Origin of the sequence: Streptomyces zhihengii (assembly GCF_016919245.1) — a bacterium.
In the GTDB taxonomy this organism is placed as follows: Bacteria; Actinomycetota; Actinomycetes; order Streptomycetales; family Streptomycetaceae; genus Streptomyces; species Streptomyces zhihengii.
Genome location: NZ_JAFEJA010000001.1, coordinates 1,051,075 through 1,069,213 on the forward strand (window position 1 = coordinate 1,051,075; position 18,139 = coordinate 1,069,213).

General features: G+C 72.4%; 14 protein-coding genes. 10 read left to right on the top strand and 4 right to left on the bottom strand.

Annotated features, from left to right (window positions below; genetic code table 11):
* The first annotated feature begins 90 nt into the window (after positions 1–90).
* From JE024_RS04420 to JE024_RS04460, 9 genes are all read left to right on the top strand, one after another.
* On the top strand, positions 91–1,044 hold the full coding sequence (locus JE024_RS04420; protein ID WP_205372314.1) for a carbohydrate ABC transporter permease: 954 nt from the start codon (positions 91–93) through the stop codon (positions 1,042–1,044).
* On the top strand, positions 1,041–1,973 hold the full coding sequence (locus tag JE024_RS04425) for a carbohydrate ABC transporter permease (RefSeq protein ID WP_307840691.1): 933 nt from the start codon (positions 1,041–1,043) through the stop codon (positions 1,971–1,973). Before JE024_RS04420 ends, JE024_RS04425 begins: the two co-directional genes overlap by 4 nt.
* Positions 1,970–3,151, top strand: coding sequence for a Gfo/Idh/MocA family protein (locus JE024_RS04430; protein ID WP_205372315.1), 1,182 nt, complete (start codon positions 1,970–1,972; stop codon positions 3,149–3,151). Before JE024_RS04425 ends, JE024_RS04430 begins: the two co-directional genes overlap by 4 nt.
* Positions 3,148–3,987 carry a DUF6807 domain-containing protein gene (locus tag JE024_RS04435; RefSeq protein WP_205372316.1) on the top strand — a complete coding sequence of 280 codons (840 nt, stop codon included), beginning with the start codon at positions 3,148–3,150 and terminating at the stop codon, positions 3,985–3,987. The genes JE024_RS04430 and JE024_RS04435 overlap by 4 nt, the downstream gene beginning before the upstream one ends.
* Positions 3,987–5,579 (top strand): glycoside hydrolase family 43 protein, encoded by a 1,593-nt coding sequence (locus tag JE024_RS04440; protein ID WP_205376368.1) that lies wholly within the window; start codon positions 3,987–3,989, stop codon positions 5,577–5,579. The genes JE024_RS04435 and JE024_RS04440 overlap by 1 nt, the downstream gene beginning before the upstream one ends.
* 114 nt (positions 5,580–5,693) lie before the next feature.
* Positions 5,694–7,034, top strand: a complete 1,341-nt coding sequence (locus tag JE024_RS04445) for an ABC transporter substrate-binding protein (protein ID WP_205372317.1) — start codon at positions 5,694–5,696, stop codon at positions 7,032–7,034.
* Positions 7,031–7,876 (top strand): rhamnogalacturonan acetylesterase, encoded by an 846-nt coding sequence (locus JE024_RS04450; protein WP_205376369.1) that lies wholly within the window; start codon positions 7,031–7,033, stop codon positions 7,874–7,876. Before JE024_RS04445 ends, JE024_RS04450 begins: the two co-directional genes overlap by 4 nt.
* A gap of 17 nt (positions 7,877–7,893) precedes the next feature.
* Positions 7,894–9,195: a pectate lyase family protein gene (locus tag JE024_RS04455; RefSeq protein ID WP_417844045.1), complete on the top strand. Its 1,302-nt coding sequence runs from the start codon at positions 7,894–7,896 to the stop codon at positions 9,193–9,195.
* Positions 9,196–9,221: 26 nt separating this feature from the next.
* Complete coding sequence (locus tag JE024_RS04460) at positions 9,222–10,331, top strand: pectinesterase family protein (RefSeq protein WP_205372319.1); 1,110 nt, start codon at positions 9,222–9,224, stop codon at positions 10,329–10,331.
* Positions 10,332–10,446: 115 nt separating this feature from the next.
* On the opposite strand, the gene JE024_RS42075 is transcribed toward JE024_RS04460, so the two are convergent.
* The 4 genes from JE024_RS42075 to JE024_RS04480 all read right to left on the bottom strand — a co-directional run bounded on the left by JE024_RS42075 (position 10,447) and on the right by JE024_RS04480 (position 14,656).
* Complete coding sequence (locus JE024_RS42075) at positions 10,447–10,809, bottom strand: hypothetical protein (protein WP_307840692.1); 363 nt, start codon at positions 10,807–10,809, stop codon at positions 10,447–10,449.
* A 303-nt stretch (positions 10,810–11,112) separates the two neighbouring features.
* Positions 11,113–11,667 carry a SigE family RNA polymerase sigma factor gene (locus JE024_RS04470; RefSeq protein ID WP_205372320.1) on the bottom strand — a complete coding sequence of 185 codons (555 nt, stop codon included), beginning with the start codon at positions 11,665–11,667 and terminating at the stop codon, positions 11,113–11,115.
* Positions 11,668–11,688: 21 nt separating this feature from the next.
* The gene (locus tag JE024_RS04475; protein ID WP_205372321.1) at positions 11,689–12,702 is read right to left on the bottom strand and encodes a LacI family DNA-binding transcriptional regulator; all 1,014 of its coding nucleotides are present in this window, start codon (positions 12,700–12,702) and stop codon (positions 11,689–11,691) included.
* 181 nt (positions 12,703–12,883) lie between these two features.
* Positions 12,884–14,656, bottom strand: a complete 1,773-nt coding sequence (locus JE024_RS04480; protein ID WP_205372322.1) for a glycoside hydrolase family 6 protein — start codon at positions 14,654–14,656, stop codon at positions 12,884–12,886.
* A 498-nt stretch (positions 14,657–15,154) separates the two neighbouring features.
* Here JE024_RS04480 and JE024_RS04485 point away from each other — a divergent pair, with 498 nt between their 5' ends.
* The gene (locus JE024_RS04485; protein ID WP_205372323.1) at positions 15,155–18,091 is read left to right on the top strand and encodes a glycoside hydrolase family 48 protein; all 2,937 of its coding nucleotides are present in this window, start codon (positions 15,155–15,157) and stop codon (positions 18,089–18,091) included.
* Positions 18,092–18,139 lie beyond the last annotated feature (48 nt).

Below are 18,139 nucleotides of genomic sequence, written 5' to 3' on the forward strand. Positions count from 1 at the left end.
CTTCCAGTAAGCGCTTTCTCAGGGTGTTCCGCGGGCCCCGGCCCGCCCCCATTCTCCTGAATTGCCCGTACCACGATCGGAGTCCCAGTCATGGCCTCAGCTGTGGCGCAGAAAACCTCAGGGCCGCCGCGCCCGCTGCCCCGGCCGCCCGGCCGGCGGCGGAAGGGAACGGCACCCCGCAGGCTGCCGTATCTGCTGATCGCTCCCGCCGTCCTGCTCATGCTGGGCTTCATCGCCTATCCGGTGCTCAGCGTCTTCTACTACAGCGCGCAGCACTACAACCCGACGAAGCCGTGGCGGAACGGCTTCGCGGGGTGGGAGAACTTCACCGCGATCTTCACGGAGGACACCCACTTCTGGGGCACGCTGGCCTTCAGCCTCAAGTGGGTCTCGGTCGAGGTGTCGCTCCAGCTCCTCTTCGGTCTCGCGCTGGCGCTGATCGTCAACCAGACCTTCGTGGGCCGCTCGCTCGGACGGGCGCTGGTGTTCTCCCCGTGGGCCGTCTCCGGCGTGCTCACGTCGGCGATCTGGGTGCTCCTCTACAACTCGCAGACCGGCATCACCCGCTACCTGGCCGACGTCGGCATCGGCGAGTACGGCACCTCGCTGCTCTCCGACACCGGGACCGTCTTCTGGGCCGCGATCGTCGCCGACCTGTGGCGCGGCGTCCCGTTCTTCGCCATCCTCATCCTCGCCGACCTCCAGTCGATCCCGAAGGACCTCTACGAGGCGGCCGAGGTCGACGGGGCGAGCCGGATACGCCAGTTCGTGCACATCACCCTGCCGCACCTGAAGGACGCCATCATCCTCTCCACGCTGCTGCGCGCGGTGTGGGAGTTCAACAACGTCGACCTCCTCTACACACTGACCGGCGGCGGACCGGCGGGCGAGACCACGACCCTGCCGCTGTACATCGCCCACACCAGTGTCGAGGGACGCGACTTCGGCTACGCGTCCGCCCTCACGACCGTCGCGTTCGTGATCCTGCTCTTCTTCTCGATGGTCTACCTGCGCCTGAGCAAGTTCGGAGGCGAGACCAAGTGATCACTCAGGACACCACCCGTTCCCCCGACCTCTCCGCCACGGCCGCCGGCCCCGACCGCGCGGGCTCCGGTCCGGCAGGCCGGCCGCCCGTCAGCCGCCGCAGGAAGAAGAACCGCGCGTGGGACGAGGTCCCCCGCTGGCACATCTACCTCCCGCTCGGCATCTACCTGATCTTCACCCTGGTCCCGTTCTACTGGATCCTGCTCTTCGCGCTCCGTCCGACGGGCTCGACGTCGCTGGTTCCCTGGCCGCTGACGTTCGACCACTTCGAGAAGGTGTGGACGGACCGCTCGTTCGCCACCTACTTCGAGAACAGCCTGATCACGGGTGTCGCCACACTGATCATGACGACCCTGGTCGCCCTGGCGGGCGGCTACGCCCTCGCCCGCTTCGACTTCAAGGTCAAGCGGTGGTTCATGCTGGCGCTGCTGTGCTCGCAGTTCGTGCCCGGCGCGCTGCTGCTGGTGCCGCTGTTCCAGATCTTCGCCGACCTCAGCCTGATCAACTCGCTGATGAGCGTGATCATCGCGGAGACGGTCTTCCAGCTCCCGTTGTCCATCATCCTGATCAGCGGCTTCATCCGGAACGTGCCGTACTCCCTGGAGGAGGCCGCCTGGGTGGACGGGTGCAGCAGGTTCACCGCCTTCCGGGTCGTGGTCCTGCCGATGCTCCGGCCGGGCCTGGTGGCCGTCGGCTCCTTCGCCTTCGTCCACTCCTGGAACCACTTCCTGTTCGCCCTGATGTTCCTCAACAGCCAGGACAAGCAGACGATCCCGGTCGGCCTCAACACCCTGATGGGCGCGGACAGCGTCGACCTCGGCGCGCTGGCGGCCGGCGGTGTCATCGCCGCCGTCCCGGTGGTCATCGTGTTCGCCTTCATCCAGAAGTGGCTGGTCACCGGCTTCAGCGCGGGGGCGGTGAAGGGATGAGCGGCGCGAGCCTGCCCCTGCCGGTCGTCCTGGCGGGCGCCCGCGGCCACGGCCGGGTCCACCTGGAGAACATCCGCAGGCTCCAGCACGCGGGCCTGGTCCGCCTGGCCGGCGTCTGCGAACTGCGGCCGCTGACGGACGAGGAGCTCGGCTCCCCGGGCGAACCGGTCGCGCAGTCCGACGACTTCGACGGACTGCTGGCCTCCACCGGCGCGCGGATCGCGGTGATCTGCACACCGATCCAGACCCACACCGACCTGGCGCTCACCGCCGCCCGGCGGGGTGTGCACCTGCTGCTGGAGAAGCCGCCGGCCCCGTCGTACGCCGACTTCCGCCGGATGGCCGACGGGGTGCGGGCGGCGGGGGTGGCCTGCCAGATCGGCTTCCAGTCGCTGGGCTCCGACGCCGTCGCCGCCGTCCGCGGCCTGGTCGCGGACGGGGCGGTCGGCGAGGTGCGCGGGGTCGGCGCGGCGGGCGCGTGGGTCCGCGGCGAGGCGTACTTCCACCGTGCGCCGTGGGCCGGCCGGCGCCGGCTGGACGGCGTGGACGTCGTCGACGGCGCGCTGACCAACCCGCTCGCCCACGCGGTGGCCACGGCACTCGCGCTGGACGGCAGCGTGCACACCGAGGACGTCGCGGACGTGGAGCCGGAGCTGTTCCGGGCGAACGCGATCGAGTCGGACGACACCTCGTGCGTGCGGGTCACCACCGCGCGCGGCGGCCGGGTGACGATCGCGGCGACGCTGTGCGCCGAGACCGCGGCCGAGCCGTACGTCATGGTGCACGGCGACCGGGGCCGGATCACCTTCTGGTACAAGCAGGACCGGGTGCTCCTCCAGCGGGCCGGGCACGGCCCGGTGGAGACCGTCCACGGCAGGACCGACCTGCTGGAGAACCTGGTCTCCCATCTCACCGACGGGACGGACCTGCTGGTCCCGCCGGAGGCGACCGGCGCGTTCATGCGGGTCGTGGAGGCCGTGCGCACCGCGCCCGACCCGGTGGCGCTGCCCGACGGCGCCTGGCGCCCGGAGCCCTTCGGCGACGGGGCACGCCGCGTCGTCGCCGGGGTGGACGCGCTGGTCGCCGCGAGCGCCGAACGCACCGCGCTCTTCTCCGAGCTGGGCGCCGACTGGGCCCGCCCCGCCGCGCTGCGCCAGGTGCAGGGGGCGGGCCGGTGACGGCGACGACGGTGCTGAGCTGCGCGGGGCGCCCGGTCGCCCACTACGCCACGGCCGCGGTGACCGAACGGCGCTGCTCCCCGCGGCCCGCCCTGCACCCGGTGCGCACCCCGGCGGGGGTCACGGTGACCGAGCTGATGCCCGCGGACCATGTGCACCACCTGGGCGCGGGAGTGGCCGTCCCCGATGTGGCGGGGCACAACTTCTGGGGCGGGCGCACCTTCGTCCGCGACCAGGGCCCCACCGAGCTCGACAACCACGGCGAGCAGCGGCACGACGGGTTCAAGCTGCACGACCGGGACGGCTTCGTCGAGGAGCTGAGCTGGGTCGCGGACGGGCGGCGGCTGCTGCGGGAGCACCGCACGGTCGCGGTCACCGCGCTGGGCGAATCGGCCTGGGCGCTGGACCTGACGTTCTCGCTGACGAACACCACCGGCGAGGAGGTGTCGATCGGCTCGCCCGCCACCAACGGGCGGCCGGGCGCCGGGTACGGCGGCTTCTTCTGGCGGGCGCCGAAGGAGGCGACACGGGCCCGGGTGTTCACCGCGGACGCCGAGGGCGAGGAGGCCGTGCACGGCCGGTGCGCCGACTGGCTGGCGCTGGCGGGCGAGGAGTGGACGCTGGTGTTCGCCGGGGCCACGGCGCGGACCCGGGAGGACCCCTGGTTCGTGCGCACCGCCGAGTACCCGGGTGTCGGGTCCTCGCTCGCCGCGGACGACCGGCTGCCGGTCACGGCGGGCGGGACGGTGGTGCGCCGGATCGTCACCGTCGTCGCCGACGGGCGCCTCGACCGCGACGGCGCCGCCGCCCTGGTGCGGAAGGCGGTGACGGCGTGATCAGCGCGGACCTCGGGGACGGCACGTACCGCAATCCGGTGCTCGCGGCCGACTGGTCGGACCCGGACGTGGTGCGGGTCGGCGACGACTACTACCTGACCGCGTCCAGCTTCGGCCGGGTGCCGGGGCTGCCGCTGCTGCACTCCACCGACCTGGTCAACTGGACGCTGGTGGGGCACGCGCTGCACCGGCTGGAGCCCGCCGCCGCGTTCTCCGTGCCCCGGCACGACTGCGGGGTGTGGGCGCCGTCCATCCGGCACCACGACGGCCGCCTGTGGATCTTCTGGGGCGACCCGGACCACGGCATCTGGCAGGTCAACGCGCCCGGGGTGCGCGGCCCGTGGACACAGCCGCACCTGGTGAAGGCGGGACGCGGACTGATCGACCCGTGTCCGCTGTGGGACGAGGAGTCGGGCGAGGCGTATCTGGTGCACGCCTGGGCCAAGTCCCGCTCGGGGATCAAGAACCGGCTGACGGGGCACCGGATGCGGCTCGACGGCACCGGTCTCCTCGACGAGGGCACCACCGTCGTGGACGCCGACCTGATCCCGGGCTGGTTCACCCTGGAGGGCCCGAAGCTGTACCGGCACGACGGCTGGTTCTGGATCCTGGCCCCGGCCGGCGGTGTCACCAACGGCTGGCAGGGCGCGCTGCGTTCGAAGGACTTCTTCGGCCCCTACGAGGAGCGGATCGTCCTGGAGCAGGGTGCGACCGACGTCAACGGGCCGCACCAGGGCGGCTGGGTGCGCACCCGGTTCGGCGAGGACTGGTTCCTGCACTTCCAGGAGCGCGGTGCCTACGGCCGGCTGGTGCACCTCCAGCCGATGCAGTGGGGCGAGGACGGCTGGCCGGTGCTCGGGGACGGCGGGTCGCCGGTGCTGGTGCACCCCAAGCCGGACCTGCCCGCGCGCCCGCCGTCGGCGCCGGCGACCGACGACGACTTCCCCGGCGGGCGGTTCGGCCGCCAGTGGCAGTGGACGGCCAACCCGGGCGACGGCTGGACGACGGCCCACGGCGGCGACGGCCTGCGGCTGTCGTGCCCGCGCTCGGCGGACGCCGGCGACCTGCGGCGGCTGCCGCACGTGCTGACGCAGCGGCTGCCGGCCGTGGACGCGGTGGCCGAGGTCGAGCTGACGCTGGACAGCGAGGAGCCCGGCGCCCGGGCCGGGTTCGCCGTCCTCGGCGACGCGTACGCGTGGATCGGCCTGGAGCGCGGCGCCGACGGCGTGGCGCGGCTGGTGCACCGCTTCGCCGAGCCGACCGCGGAGACGGAACGGGACGCCGCCGTGGCGCGGGTCGCACCGGCGGGCCGGGCGCGGCTGCGGATCGAGGTGTCGGCGGGCGCCCGGTGCCGGTTCTCGGCCGCCGTGCAGCCCGGTCCGGCGGACGCCGGCGGCGGGCCGGCGGAGTCCGAGCCGGCCGGGATCGCGTTCGAGCCGTCCGGGCCGGTGTTCGCGGCGATGCCGTGGCGCTGGGTCGGCGCCCTGTTCGCCCTGTTCGGCGTGGCACCGGCGCTGCCGGGACAACAAGGTCCCGGTTACGCGGGGACGGCCACGTTCACCACCTTCCGACTGCGCCCCGCGGGGCGCTGACACACGGACGCCGGGAGCGCTCCCGCAGGACGGCGGGTGCTCCGGCCCACGGTTTTCCCCCCACCTGATCCCCCCTCACAGAAGTCCGACCGAACGAGAAGAAGAGAGCCGACGATGACCATCTTCACCAGCGGGGCGCGCAGAGCCGCCTCCGTTCTCGCCCTGACCACCGCCCTCGCGCTGACCGCCACCGCCTGCGGTGACGACGGCAGCGGCGCGGCAGGCGACAAGGGCACCGAGGGATCGGGCAAGGGAAAGATCACCTTCTGGGACAACAACGGCGGTGTCCGCACCGACGTCTGGAAGGAGATCATCGCGGACTTCGAGAAGGCCAACCCGGAGATCGACGTCGAGTACGTGGGCGTCGCCTCCACCGAGGTCCAGTCGAAGTACGACACGGCGATCCAGGGCGGCGGCCTGCCGGACGTCGGCGGTGTGGGCGCGGCGATGCTGGCCGGCATCGCGGCGCAGAACGCGCTGGAGCCGCTGGACGAGCGGATCGCGGTGAGCACCCTCAACGGCAAGCTGAACGACGCGATGCTGGACAGCGTGAAGGCGGCCGGCGGCCAGAGCAAGACGTTCACCGTGCCGACCTCCGCGAGCAACGGCGTGCTGTACTACCGCACCGACCTGTTCGAGGCGGCCGGTCTGGAGGCGCCCGACACCTGGGCGAAGTTCTACGACTCGGCCGAGAAGCTGACCGACAAGGGCAAGAACCGCTTCGGCTACACCATCCGCGGCGGCGCGGGCTCCATCGCGCAGGCGCTGGACGCGATGTACGGGCAGAGCGGCATCAAGGACTTCTGGGCGGGCGACCAGACCACGGTCGACGACCCGAAGAACGTGGCCGCGCTGGAGAAGTACGCCGCGCTGTTCAAGACGAACACCCCGGCCGCCGACGTGAACAACGACTTCACCAAGATGGTCGCGCAGTTCGACAGCGGCGAGATCGGCATGCTCAACCACAACCTGGGCTCCTACCAGGACCATGTGAAGGCGCTGGGCACCGAGAAGTTCCGGGGCATCCCGCAGCCGGTCGGCGACGACGGCAAGCGGGTCCAGGTGTCCAACCCGGTCGACGGCCTGGGCATGTTCAAGACGTCGAAGAACAAGGCGGCGGCCTGGAAGTTCATCGAGTTCGCCGCGTCCCACGCGTCGAACAGCAAGTGGAACGAGTCCGCCGGCGCGATCCCGTCCCACGTGGACGCGGCGAAGGACCCGTGGCTGGCGAAGGCGGAGCCGACGAAGCTCGCGGCCGACGCCCTCTTCAGCGGTGACACCACCATCGTGCAGCTCCCGTACTACCTGCCCGACTGGAACGCCATCTCCAAGGCCGACAACGAGCCCGAGTTCCAGAAGGTGCTGCTCGGCAAGTCGTCCGCGAAGGAGTTCCTCACCGAGCTGGCGAAGCAGCTCAACGAGGCCCAGGCGGAGTGGAAGCAGCAGACCAAGTGACGGCCGGCCGCCGTCAGGTGGTCGCGGCCGTCGCGGGCCTCGTGCTCGCGCCGGCCGCGGCGGCCCGGACCGCCCACGCGGCCGTCCCCGCTCCGGCGGGGCACCGGCCCCGCACCCTGTTCGTCGCGGGCGACTCCACCGCCGCCCAGAAGTACGCCGACGCGGCGCCGGAGACGGGCTGGGGCATGGCGCTCCCGTTCTTCCTCCACCGCACGCTGCGGGTGGCCAACCACGCGGTGAACGGCCGCAGTTCGAAGAGCTTCGCCGACGAGGGCCGGCTCGCGGCCCTGCTGGAGGCCGTCCGGCCGGGTGATCTGCTGCTGGTGCAGTTCGGTCACAACGACCAGAAGGCCGAGGACCCGTCGCGGTACACCGAGCCCTGGTCGACGTACCAGGAGCAGCTCCGGCAGTACATCGCGGGGGCGCGTGAGCGCGGGGCCCGTCCGGTGCTGGCGACCTCCGTGGAGCGCCGCCGCTTCGACGCCGCGGGCACCGCCGTCCCCTCGCTCGGGGACTACCCGGCCGCGATGCGGGTGCTGGCCGAGCTGGAGGGCGTCCCGCTGCTGGACGTGCACGCGCTGTCGCTGGCGCTGTGGCAGGAGCTGGGGCCGGAGCGGACCAAGACGTACTTCAACTGGACGGCCACCGAGCAGGACAACACCCACTTCAACCCGCCGGGCGCCGTCGAGGTGGCCCGGCTGGTCGCCCGGGAGCTGCTGCGCACCCGGGTGCTGGCGCCGCGCGACCTGCGGCGCCTGGACGACACGATCCCCCCGTCGCACATCACCTGGCCGCAGGCGCCCGACGCCTCCGCGGCCACCACCGAGAGACCGCACGCATAGAGAAGGCGAGCCGCACCATGCACCACATGAGAGCTCAGGGACGCGTCATGACGGCCCTGGTCGGTTCCACCGCACTCGTCCTCGCGGTGACCGGCACCGCGCAGGCCCACCCCGCCCAGCACGGGAAGGACCTGGCCCGCCAGACCCTCCCCGCGGGCGACGGCTGGGCGTCGGAGGGCACCGGCACCACCGGCGGCGCCGCCGCCGACGCCGAGCACGTGTACACCGTCACCACCTGGGAAGAGTTCCGCGCCGCGCTCGCCGCCGACCCGGGCGCGCCGCGCGTCATCCGCGTCAAGGGCACCCTCGACGCCACCGCCGCCGGCTGCTCCGCCTTCGAGGCCGAGGGCTACGACTTCGACCGGTACCTCGCCGACTACGACCCGGCCGTCTGGGGTTACGAGAACACCGTCAGCGGCCCCCAGGAGGACCTGCGCGCCGCCTCCGCGAAGGCGCAGGCCGAGGCGATCCAGGCGTTCGTGCCCTCGAACACCACCCTCGTGGGCGTGGGCCGCGGCGCCGGGATCACCGGGGCGAGCCTCCAGATCAAGGGCGTCGACAACGTCATCGTCCGCAACCTCACGCTGGAGGCGCCGCTGGACTGCTTCCCGCAGTGGGACCCGACGGACGGCGAGAGCGGCGCCTGGAACTCCGAGTACGACGGTGTGGTCGTCTACGGCTCCACCCATGTGTGGGTCGACCACAACACCTTCACCGACGGCCGCTACCCCGACAGTTCGCTGCCGGAGTACTACGGCGAGATCTACCAGCAGCACGACGGCCTGCTCGACATCGTGCGGGGCGCCGACCTCGTCACCGCGTCCTGGAACGTGTTCACCGAGCACGACAAGACGCTGATGATCGGCAACAGCGACAGCGCCGGCGCCACCGACCGCGGCAAGCTGCGGGTCACCCTCCACCACAACCTCTTCGACAAGGTCGTCGAGCGCGCCCCCCGCGTCCGCTTCGGCCAGGTCGACACCTACAACAACCACTACGTCGTCGGCGGCCCCTACGTGTACAGCCTCGGCATCGGCGCGGAGTCGCAGCTCGTCGCCGAGCACAACTCCTTCGCCGTGGACCGGTCGGTGAGCCCCGCGCTGATCCTCAAGAAGTGGAAGGACTCGCCGGTCACCACCGCGAACAACTACGTCAACGGCAGGAAGACCGACCTGCTGGCCGTCCACAACGCCGAGATCCCCGAGGAGGCGCTGCGCCCCGACGCCGGCTGGACCCCGGTCCTGCGCCCCCGCGTCGACCACCCGAACGTCCTGCCGCTCCTGGTCAGGCTGTACGCGGGCGCCGGCCGGCTGCGCTGACCGCCCGGGGAAGGGATCACCACACCATGACCGCACCCCTCGCCCGCCGCGCCTTCCTCGCGGCGGGCGCCGGGGCCGTGCTCGCCACGGCCTCCCCCGCCGCCCACGCCCGCCCCGGCCGGGGCCCCTTCGGCCGGTGGGGGTCACCTGCCGCCCGGCTCACACCGACGACGCTCTACGTCCACCCCGCCGGCCGCGGCGACCACACCACCGTGCGGGGCGCCGTCGACGCCGCCACCGGGGCGGGGTGGACGCTGGTGCTGGCGCCCGGTGTGTACCGGGAGACCGTCCTGGTGCGGGAGGAGCTCACCGGGCTCACCGTGATCGGCGCGAGCGGCGACCCCCGCGACACCGTGATCGTGTACGACAACGCCGCGGGCACCCCCCGGCCGGACGGCTCGGGCACCTACGGCACCTCGGGCTCGGCCACCACAACCGTCCGCGCGGCCGGCTTCACGGCTCTCGCCGTCACCTTCGCCAACGACTGGCTGCGCGCGGACCACCCCGGGATCAGCGGCACCCAGGCGGTGGCGCTGAAGGTGATGGGCGACCGCTCCGCCTTCCACCGCTGCCGGTTCCTCGGCCATCAGGACACCCTGTACGCCGACTCCCTGTCGGCGTCGGCCGTCGCCCGGCAGTACTTCTCCCACTGCTACGCCCAGGGGGACGTCGACTTCGTCTTCGGCCGCGCCCGCGCCGTGTTCGAGCACTGCCGCTTCCACACCCTCGCCCGGGACGTGGACTTCACGCCCAAGGGCATGGTCTTCGCCCCGTCCACCGTACGGGCCAACCCGTACGGCTACCTCGCCGTGCGGTGCCGGGTGACCGGCGCGGCCGAGGACGGCGCGTACAAGCTCGCCCGCCCCTGGGTGCCGAGTTCGGATCCGACGGCATGGCCGTCGCTCGTGGTCCGCGACACCTGGATCGGTCCGGGCATCGACGCGGCCCGGCCCTGGACGAACATGAGCGACACCTACCCCTGGCAGGAGCAGCGCTTCGCCGAGTACCGCAACACCGGCCCCGGGGCCCGGGTCCTCGACCCCGCCGAACGCCCGCGGCTGACGGCCGCCCAGGCCCGCACGGCCACCAGGGAGGTGTACCTGGGCGACTGGACCCCGTGGCGCGAGAGCCACTGACGGCGGCCCGCGGGCCCGTCCTCTCCCGGACAGCGGGGGCGGGCCCCGGGAGCGCCGCGCCGCCGCCGTCCCGTCGCGCACCCGCCGCGGGGCGGCGGCGGCGCGTGCACACGTGTCAGTCCGCTGATGTGAAGCGGCCGGTCACCGCGACCCCGGTGTCGCCGGAGCGGGCCCACGCGGAGTAGCTGTCGCCGGACGCGTCGCGCGCGCCCTCCGCGTGGTTGTACTGGGCGGCGAAGACGTGCTTCCCGGCGGGCACCGTCCGCCCCTCGCGGAGCGTCCAGCGGTACAGCAGCACGCCGTCCCGCTCCTGGACGCGCACCTCGAAGTCGTCGGCGGGCCGGGTGCCCCAGTGGCCGGTCTGCTCGACGCCGCCGGTCAGCGCCACCCGCAGCTCCACGGTGAGTTCGGTGAGCGGCTCGCGGGTGGTGAGGCTGAGATTGCCCTGCGCCCAGTAGCGGTTGCTGTGCGGGTCCACGACCGCCGCCGACGACAGGAAGCCGTCCGCGGCGCGTTCCGGCGCCGGCCGGCGGGGCGGGGCGCGGCGCTCCCCGCGCCGCGGGGGCGTCCGTCAGGGCGGCCACCGCGTAGCCGCCCACCGCCAGCACGCCCGCCACGGCGGCGGTCGCCGCCACGACCCGCAGCCACGGCGCGGGCGCCGCCCTCGGGCGCCGCGCGGCGGCGGGCTCCGCCATGCCGCGCTCCACCCGGGCGAGCATCGCCTCCCGGTCCGGGCGGTGGGAGACCGCCGTCTCCCGCAGCCGCCTGCGCACCTCGTCCATCACCTGCCGCCTTCCGCCACCAGCTCCGGCGCGTCCGCGCTCCCGAGCCGGCGCTGGAGCTCCGCCATGCCCTTGGAGGTCTGGCTCTTGACCGTACCCACGGATATGCCGAGGGCGAGAGCCGTGTCGCGTTCGGAGAGGTCGAAGGCGTGTCGCAGCACCACGCAGGCCCGCTTGCGGAACGGCAGCGCGCGCAGCGCCTCCTGGACGTCGACCACGGCGGACACGTCGGGGTCGTCGACGCGTTCGGAGCGGCGGGAGGAGACGAGCGCGATCCTGCGGCGTTCGCGGACCGCGCTGCGGACCCGGCTGCGGGCCAGGTTGGCGACGACGCCGCGGGCGTAGGCGTCGGGCCGGTCGGCGGCGCGCACCCGGTCCCAGCGGTGCCACAGGGCCACCATGGCGTCCGCGGCCAGGTCGTCGGCCGCGTCGGCCTCACCCGTCAGCATCCGCGCGAGGCGCGCCAGTTCGGCGTAGTGCCGTTCGAAGAAGGTGTGGAACTCGGCCCGGGCCTCGTCGCCCCCGGCCGGTGCCGTCCCGTCGGTCCGTCCCATCGCGTCCGCATCCGTCCGCGGTCAGCCGGCCGCCGGGGCCGGGCCGGAGCCCGCCCGCACGGTCAGGGACGGCGGCAGCAGCACGGACCCGGCGGCGGGCCGGCCGTCGAGCGCGGCGACGACCGCCTCGACGGCCCGGCGGCCCATGTCCCGGGCGGGCACGGCGACCGAGGTCAGCGGCACCGAAGCCCGCTCGGCGACGTCGTCGGGGCAGACGGCGACCACGGAGACGTCCTCGGGCACGGCCAGCCGGCGCTGGCGCAGCAGCGCCAGCAGCGGGTCGGCCGCCGCCTCGTTCTGGACGATGTACGCGGTGGTGCCGGGGCGCTCCTCCAGGATCCGGTCGAGCGTGGCGGCGACGGAGGCGTAGTTGCCCTCGCAGGGGCGGTGCAGGACCCGTACGCCGTGCTCCCGGGCGGCCGCGCGCACCCCGGCGAGGGTCCGCTCGGCGAAGCCGGTGTGCCGTTCGTAGACGCCCGGGGCACCGCCGACGAAGGCGATGTCCCGGTGTCCGAGGCCGGCGAGGTGACCGACGCACAGGGCACCGGCCGCCTCGAAGTCGAGGTCGACGCAGACCAGGCCGGTCGGGTCGGCGGGCAGGCCGATGAGGACGGCGGGGCTCTCGGCCGCCCGGAGCAGCGGCAGCCGCTCGTCGTCGAGTTCGACGTCCATCACGATCATGGCGTCGGCGACGGAGCTGCCCTGGACGCGGCGTACGGCCTCGGCTCCCTCGTCACCGGTGAGGAGCAGGACGTCGTAGCCGTGGGCGCGTGCGGCGGTGGTGACCGCCATGGCGATCTCCAGCATCACGGGGACATGGATGTCGGTGCGCAGCGGCACCATCAGGGCGATGATCCAGGACCGGCTCCCGGCGAGCGCCCGGGCGCCGGCGTGGGGCCGGTAGCCGAGGCGCTCCACGGAGCGCTCGACCCGCGCCCGGGTGGCGGCGGAGATGGTCCGCTTGCCGCTGAGGACGTAGCTGACCGTGCTCGCCGACACTCCGGCGTCGCGCGCTACATCGGCGAGGGTGACCATCGAGTACTCCACTGCAAACCGTTGTGACGCGCTCCGGCGCGTCCTGGGCCATGACCCTAGGTTTCGGGGTCATGAACTGTCCAGGCCGGCCGGAGCGCGCCACGCTGGGTTGTCGTGCTCGAAGGTGGTGCTCGGGGAGGTGCTCAGCGTCGGCACCGGTGGCGACCGGTGCCCCCGTCGCCTACAGCGCCGGGTACGCGTTCTTCATGAGCTCCTGGAACTGGGCGGAGAACCAGTGCCCGGAGACCGGTGCGCCGCCGAGGGCGCCGGACATGCTGTTGCCGTTGCGGGCGTTGCCCGTGTAGGTCGGGTCGCACATCCGGTCGAAGCCCTTGCCCTCGTCGTTCGGGATCTCCGACGCGGCGCCGTCCGACTCACCCGGGGGCTTGACCCACAGGTAGGCGTCGATGCCCGGCTCCGGCGCCGCCTTGGGCCGCTCGCCCAGACCGGCTCCGGCCTGGTTGCACCAGTTGCCGAGGTGGATGCGGCGGTCGAGACGGCCGCCGTTGACGTAGGTGTCGACGGAGGTCTGCGCACCCGGGGCGGTGGGCCGGGCGGTGCCGCCCCAGCCGTTGCGGGAGGTGTCGATCAGCATGCCGATGTTGGAGGCGAAGCCGGCCTGCACCAGGCGCTGGCGGAAGGCCTGCGCGTAGGACAGCTCGTCGACGTAGCGGTTCCAGTCGACCCACTTCGACTGGCGCACGGAGGTGCCGTTCACCGAGTCGTTGATGGTGTAGAACGGCTCCTTGAGGATGCCGTAGTTGGCGGTGTTGGTGATGAAGCCGGTCACGTACTCCAGCTTGCTGCCCTCGGCCTTGGCGGCCTGGGCGAACAGGTCGGCGGACGGGCCGAAGTTGTCGTCCCAGCCGAGCCAGCCGTGGTGGCCCGCGTCGATGTAGTTGTAGACGTTGGCGATCGGGCCGAGCTTGGAGAGCGCGTAGCCGACGCCCTTGACGTAGTTGCCGTTCTGCTTCATGACGTCGCACTGCGGGGTGCCCGTGGGACGGCCGCTGACGTTGGTGACCAGGTTGGGCAGCGAGTCGATCTCGATGACCGTGGTGATCCGCAGGCTCGCGTACTTCGGATCGGCGACCGCGGCCGCGATCGGGTCGATGAACTCGCTCTTGTAGCGCGGCAGCTCGTCCGGCTTCAGCTCGCCGTTGGAGGCGAGCGCGGCGCAGTCACGGCCGGGCAGGTCGTAGACGACGAGGTTGATGGCGAGCGGCTGGCCGGCGGCCTGCTTCAGGGCCTCGTCGAGGTGGTCGCGCAGGCCCATGCCGCCGTTGACGCCCTCGATCGCGGCGATGCGGTCGAGCCACACGGAGGTCGAGGTGTTGGAGATCCGGCTGCCGCCGGCCTCGGCCTCGGCCTTCGCCTTCCACTCCGGGTTGACGTAGAGCTTGGCGCCCTGGAAGGGGTTGTCGACCTTGTTGCCGGCCGGCGGCGGGTCGGTGGGCGGAGGGGTCGTGGGCGGCGGCGTCGTCGGCGGGTCGGTCGGCGTGGTGCCGCCGTTGCAGGCCACACCGTTGACCGCGAAGGACACGGGCTTCGCGTTGGTGCCGCTGTAGGTGAACTGGCCGCCCGGGGAGGCGGTCGCGCCCGCCGCGAGCGTCTTGTTCCAGTCGGCGTTCTTCACACTCACGGTCTTGCCGGACTGCGACCAGACGCCGCCCCAGCCGCCGCTCAGCTGCTGGTTGCCGGCGTAGTCGTAGGTCAGCGTCCAGCCGTCGATGACGGAGGTGCCGGTGTTCTTGACGGTGACCGTGGTCGTGAACCCGTTGCCCCAGTCGCTGACCTGGTAGTCGACGTTGCAGGCGAGTGCCGCGGCCGCGGCGGGGGTCTGCATGACCGCCACGGCGCCCGCGCCGGTGGCGAGGAGGCTGCAGGCGGCCAGCAGCGCGGTACGCCTCCGGCGGGCTGGTGGTGCGGTGGTGCGGGTGATCTCGCGGCTCATGACGGGAAATGTCCTCTCGTCGGGTCGGGGATCGGGCATGCCTGATCTGCGGAGCAGTCGGGCCATGCTCGGGACCGGGAGTGGGAGCGCTCCCAGATTCTGACCGGAATTCGGCTCGCGAAACCGGCTCATCGGGGAACGGTGGTGCGGGTGCGCAACCTGCAGCGATGTGATGTCACCCGGCGGGGGCAGGCCACCGGGCTGAGCGGCAGGGCGGTGCGGGGGGTGACGCATGGAGCGATCCGAAGTGCGTCGGACCTGCCCTTCACGGCCGGTCCGGAGTGGAATCGCTCCCACTGGCTGCATCGGAGATTAGCGCCGAACCGACGGACGCAACAGGGGACTTGGAAAATTTCTTGACGGACCACAGCTCGCCCGGGCCGATCCTGCGACAACTCTTGACAGCCCTTCGCACCCCCCTCACCGTGGGAGCGCTCCCACTGGTTCAAGGCTTGTGCTCAGCACGTCATCCCCGAGCCGTTCGAAGGGATTTCACGCATGTCCCCGCCAACCAGCACCTCCCCCAGAGCGAGACGACCACGCCTGCTGCGGCGCGCGCTCACCGTGTTCACCGCGGCCCTCTCGCTCCCCCTCGCCCTCACCGCGACCGGCACCGCGCCCGCCCACGCCGCGGCCCTCCAGTGCAGCGTCGACTACAAGACCAACGACTGGGGCAGCGGCTTCACCGCCGACGTCACCGTCACCAACCGGGGCACCGCCGCGATCGACGGCTGGACCGTCACGTACGACTACGCCGGGAACCAGAAGCTGACCAGCGGCTGGAACGGCGTCTGGTCGCAGTCCGGGAAGACCGTCACCGTCAAGAACACCGACTGGAACAGGACTATCGCCGGCGGAGCCGCCGTCAGCGCCGGCGGTCAGTTCACGTACAGCGGTGCCAACGCGGCCCCGACGTCGTTCGCCGTCAACGGCACCGTCTGCAACGGGGCCCACCAGCCGCCGATCGCCGTGCTCACCAGCCCGACGGCCGGCGCCGTGTTCACCGCCGGCGACGCGGTGCCGCTGGCGGCGACCGCCGCTGCGGCCGACGGCGCGACGGTCAGCAAGGTCGAGTTCTACAGCGACACCACGCTCCTGGGCACCGACACCAGCGCGCCCTACGCGCTCTCCGCCACGGGCCTCGCGGCGGGCAGCCACTCGCTGTACGCCAAGGCGTACGACAGCCTGGGCGCGTCCGCCGAGTCGTCCCCGGTCGGCGTGACCGTCGCCGCGGGCCCGGCCCTGGTCGCCACCCCCGCCCAGCTCGCGGTCCGCCAGGGCGAGTCGGCCACCTTCGACGTGAAGCTGTCCACACGGCCCTCGGCCGACGTCACGGCCACCGTGGCCCGCACCGCGGGCAACAGCGGCCTGAGCGTCTCCGGCGGCGCGAGCCTCACCTTCACCCCGTCGAACTGGAGCACCGCGCAGAAGGTGACCGTCGCGGCGAACGCGACCGGCACCGGCTCCGCCACCTTCACGGTGACCGCCCCCGGCCACACCAAGGCCGAGGTGACCGCCGCCCAGCTGGCGGGCGCCAAGGAGTACGACGAGCGCTTCCTGGACCTGTACGGGAAGATCATGGACCCGGCGAACGGCTACTTCTCGCCCGAGGGCATCCCGTACCACTCCGTCGAGACGCTCATCGTCGAGGCCCCCGACCACGGCCACGAGACGACGTCCGAGGCGTACAGCTACCTCATCTGGCTGGAGGCGATGTACGGCCGGATCACCGGCGACTGGACCAAGTTCAACGCCTCGTGGGCGCTGATGGAGAAGTACATGATCCCCACCAAGGCGGATCAGCCCACCAACTCCTTCTACGACCCCAACAAGCCGGCCACCTACGCGGGCGAGTACGACCAGCCCTCGCAGTACCCCTCGGCGCTCACACCGTCGGTCGCGTCGGGCAAGGACCCGATCGCCGGTGAGCTGAAGACCGCGTACGGCACCGACGACATCTACGGCATGCACTGGCTCCAGGATGTCGACAACGTCTACGGCTACGGCAACGAGCCCGGCAAGTGCTCGGCCGGCCCGACCGCGACCGGCCCCTCCTACATCAACACCTTCCAGCGCGGCCCGCAGGAGTCCGTCTGGGAGACCGTGCCGCACCCGACCTGCGACAAGTTCGCCTACGGCGGCCGGAACGGCTACCTGGACCTCTTCACCGGGGACTCCTCGTACGCCAAGCAGTGGAAGTTCACCAACGCGCCGGACGCCGACGCGCGCGCCGTGCAGGCGGCCTACTGGGCCGACCTGTGGGCCAAGGAGCAGGGCAAGGGCTCCGAGGTCTCGGCGACCGTGGGCAAGGCCGCCAAGATGGGCGACTACCTGCGCTACGCGATGTTCGACAAGTACTTCAAGAAGATCGGCAACTGCACCAGCCCGACGGCCTGCCCGGCCGGCACCGGCAAGGACAGCTCGCACTACCTGCTGTCCTGGTACTACGCCTGGGGCGGCGCGACCGACACGTCCGCGGGCTGGTCGTGGCGCATCGGTTCCAGCCATGCCCACGGCGGCTACCAGAACCCGATGGCCGCCTACGCGCTCGCCGAGTACGCCCCGCTGAAGCCCAAGTCGGCCACCGGCCAGGAGGACTGGGGCAAGAGCCTGGACCGGCAGATCGAGTTCTACCGCTGGCTCCAGAGCGCCGAGGGCGCCATCGCCGGCGGCGCGACCAACAGCGTCGGCGGCCGCTACGAGGCCCCGCCGGCCGGCACGCCGACGTTCTACGGCATGGCCTACGACGAGAAGCCGGTCTACCACGACCCGCCGTCGAACCAGTGGTTCGGCTTCCAGGCCTGGTCCATGGAGCGGGTGGCCGAGTACTACCACGAGACCGGTGACGCGGGTGCCAAGGCCGTCATGGACAAGTGGGTGGACTGGGCGCTGTCGGAGACCACGATCAACCCGGACGGCACCTTCCGCATCCCGTCGACGCTCCAGTGGACCGGCAAGCCGGACACCTGGAACGCGGGCAGCCCGGGCGGCAACGCCTCGCTGCACGTCACCGTGGCCGACTACACCCAGGACGTCGGCGTCGCCGGCTCCTACGCCAAGGTGCTGACGTACTACGCGGCCAAGTCGGGCGACACCGAGGCGAAGCGGGTGGCCAAGGCGCTGCTCGACGGCATGTGGAACCACCACCAGGACCCGCTCGGCATCGCCGTGCCGGAGACCCGGGCGGACTACAACCGCTTCGACGACCCGGTCTACGTGCCCAGCGGCTGGACGGGCACCATGCCGAACGGCGACACCGTCAACGCGTCGTCGACGTTCGCCTCGCTGCGGTCCTTCTACCAGGACGACCCGGCGTGGTCGAAGATCGAGAGCTACCTGGCGGGCGGCGCCGCGCCCGTGTTCACGTACCACCGCTTCTGGGCCCAGGCGGACATCGCGCTGGCGTTCGGGGCGTACGCGGAGCTCCTGGAGTAGCCGGCGGATCCGGGAACCGCTCCCAGGCCACCGGCCGGTGTCGCACCC

Bases quoted from the DNA above. Each gene is read 5' to 3' on its own strand.
- JE024_RS04420 (WP_205372314.1), top strand. From the start codon at position 91: ATGGCCTCAGCTGTGGCGCAGAAAACCTCAGGGCCGCCGCGCCCGCTG.
- JE024_RS04430 (WP_205372315.1), top strand. From the start codon at position 1,970: ATGAGCGGCGCGAGCCTGCCCCTGCCGGTCGTCCTGGCGGGCGCCCGC.
- JE024_RS04445 (WP_205372317.1), top strand. From the start codon at position 5,694: ATGACCATCTTCACCAGCGGGGCGCGCAGAGCCGCCTCCGTTCTCGCC.
- JE024_RS04455 (WP_417844045.1), top strand. From the start codon at position 7,894: ATGCACCACATGAGAGCTCAGGGACGCGTCATGACGGCCCTGGTCGGT.
- JE024_RS04460 (WP_205372319.1), top strand. From the start codon at position 9,222: ATGACCGCACCCCTCGCCCGCCGCGCCTTCCTCGCGGCGGGCGCCGGG.
- JE024_RS04470 (WP_205372320.1), bottom strand. From the start codon at position 11,667: ATGGGACGGACCGACGGGACGGCACCGGCCGGGGGCGACGAGGCCCGG.
- JE024_RS04475 (WP_205372321.1), bottom strand. From the start codon at position 12,702: ATGGTCACCCTCGCCGATGTAGCGCGCGACGCCGGAGTGTCGGCGAGC.
- JE024_RS04480 (WP_205372322.1), bottom strand. From the start codon at position 14,656: ATGAGCCGCGAGATCACCCGCACCACCGCACCACCAGCCCGCCGGAGG.
- JE024_RS04485 (WP_205372323.1), top strand. From the start codon at position 15,155: ATGTCCCCGCCAACCAGCACCTCCCCCAGAGCGAGACGACCACGCCTG.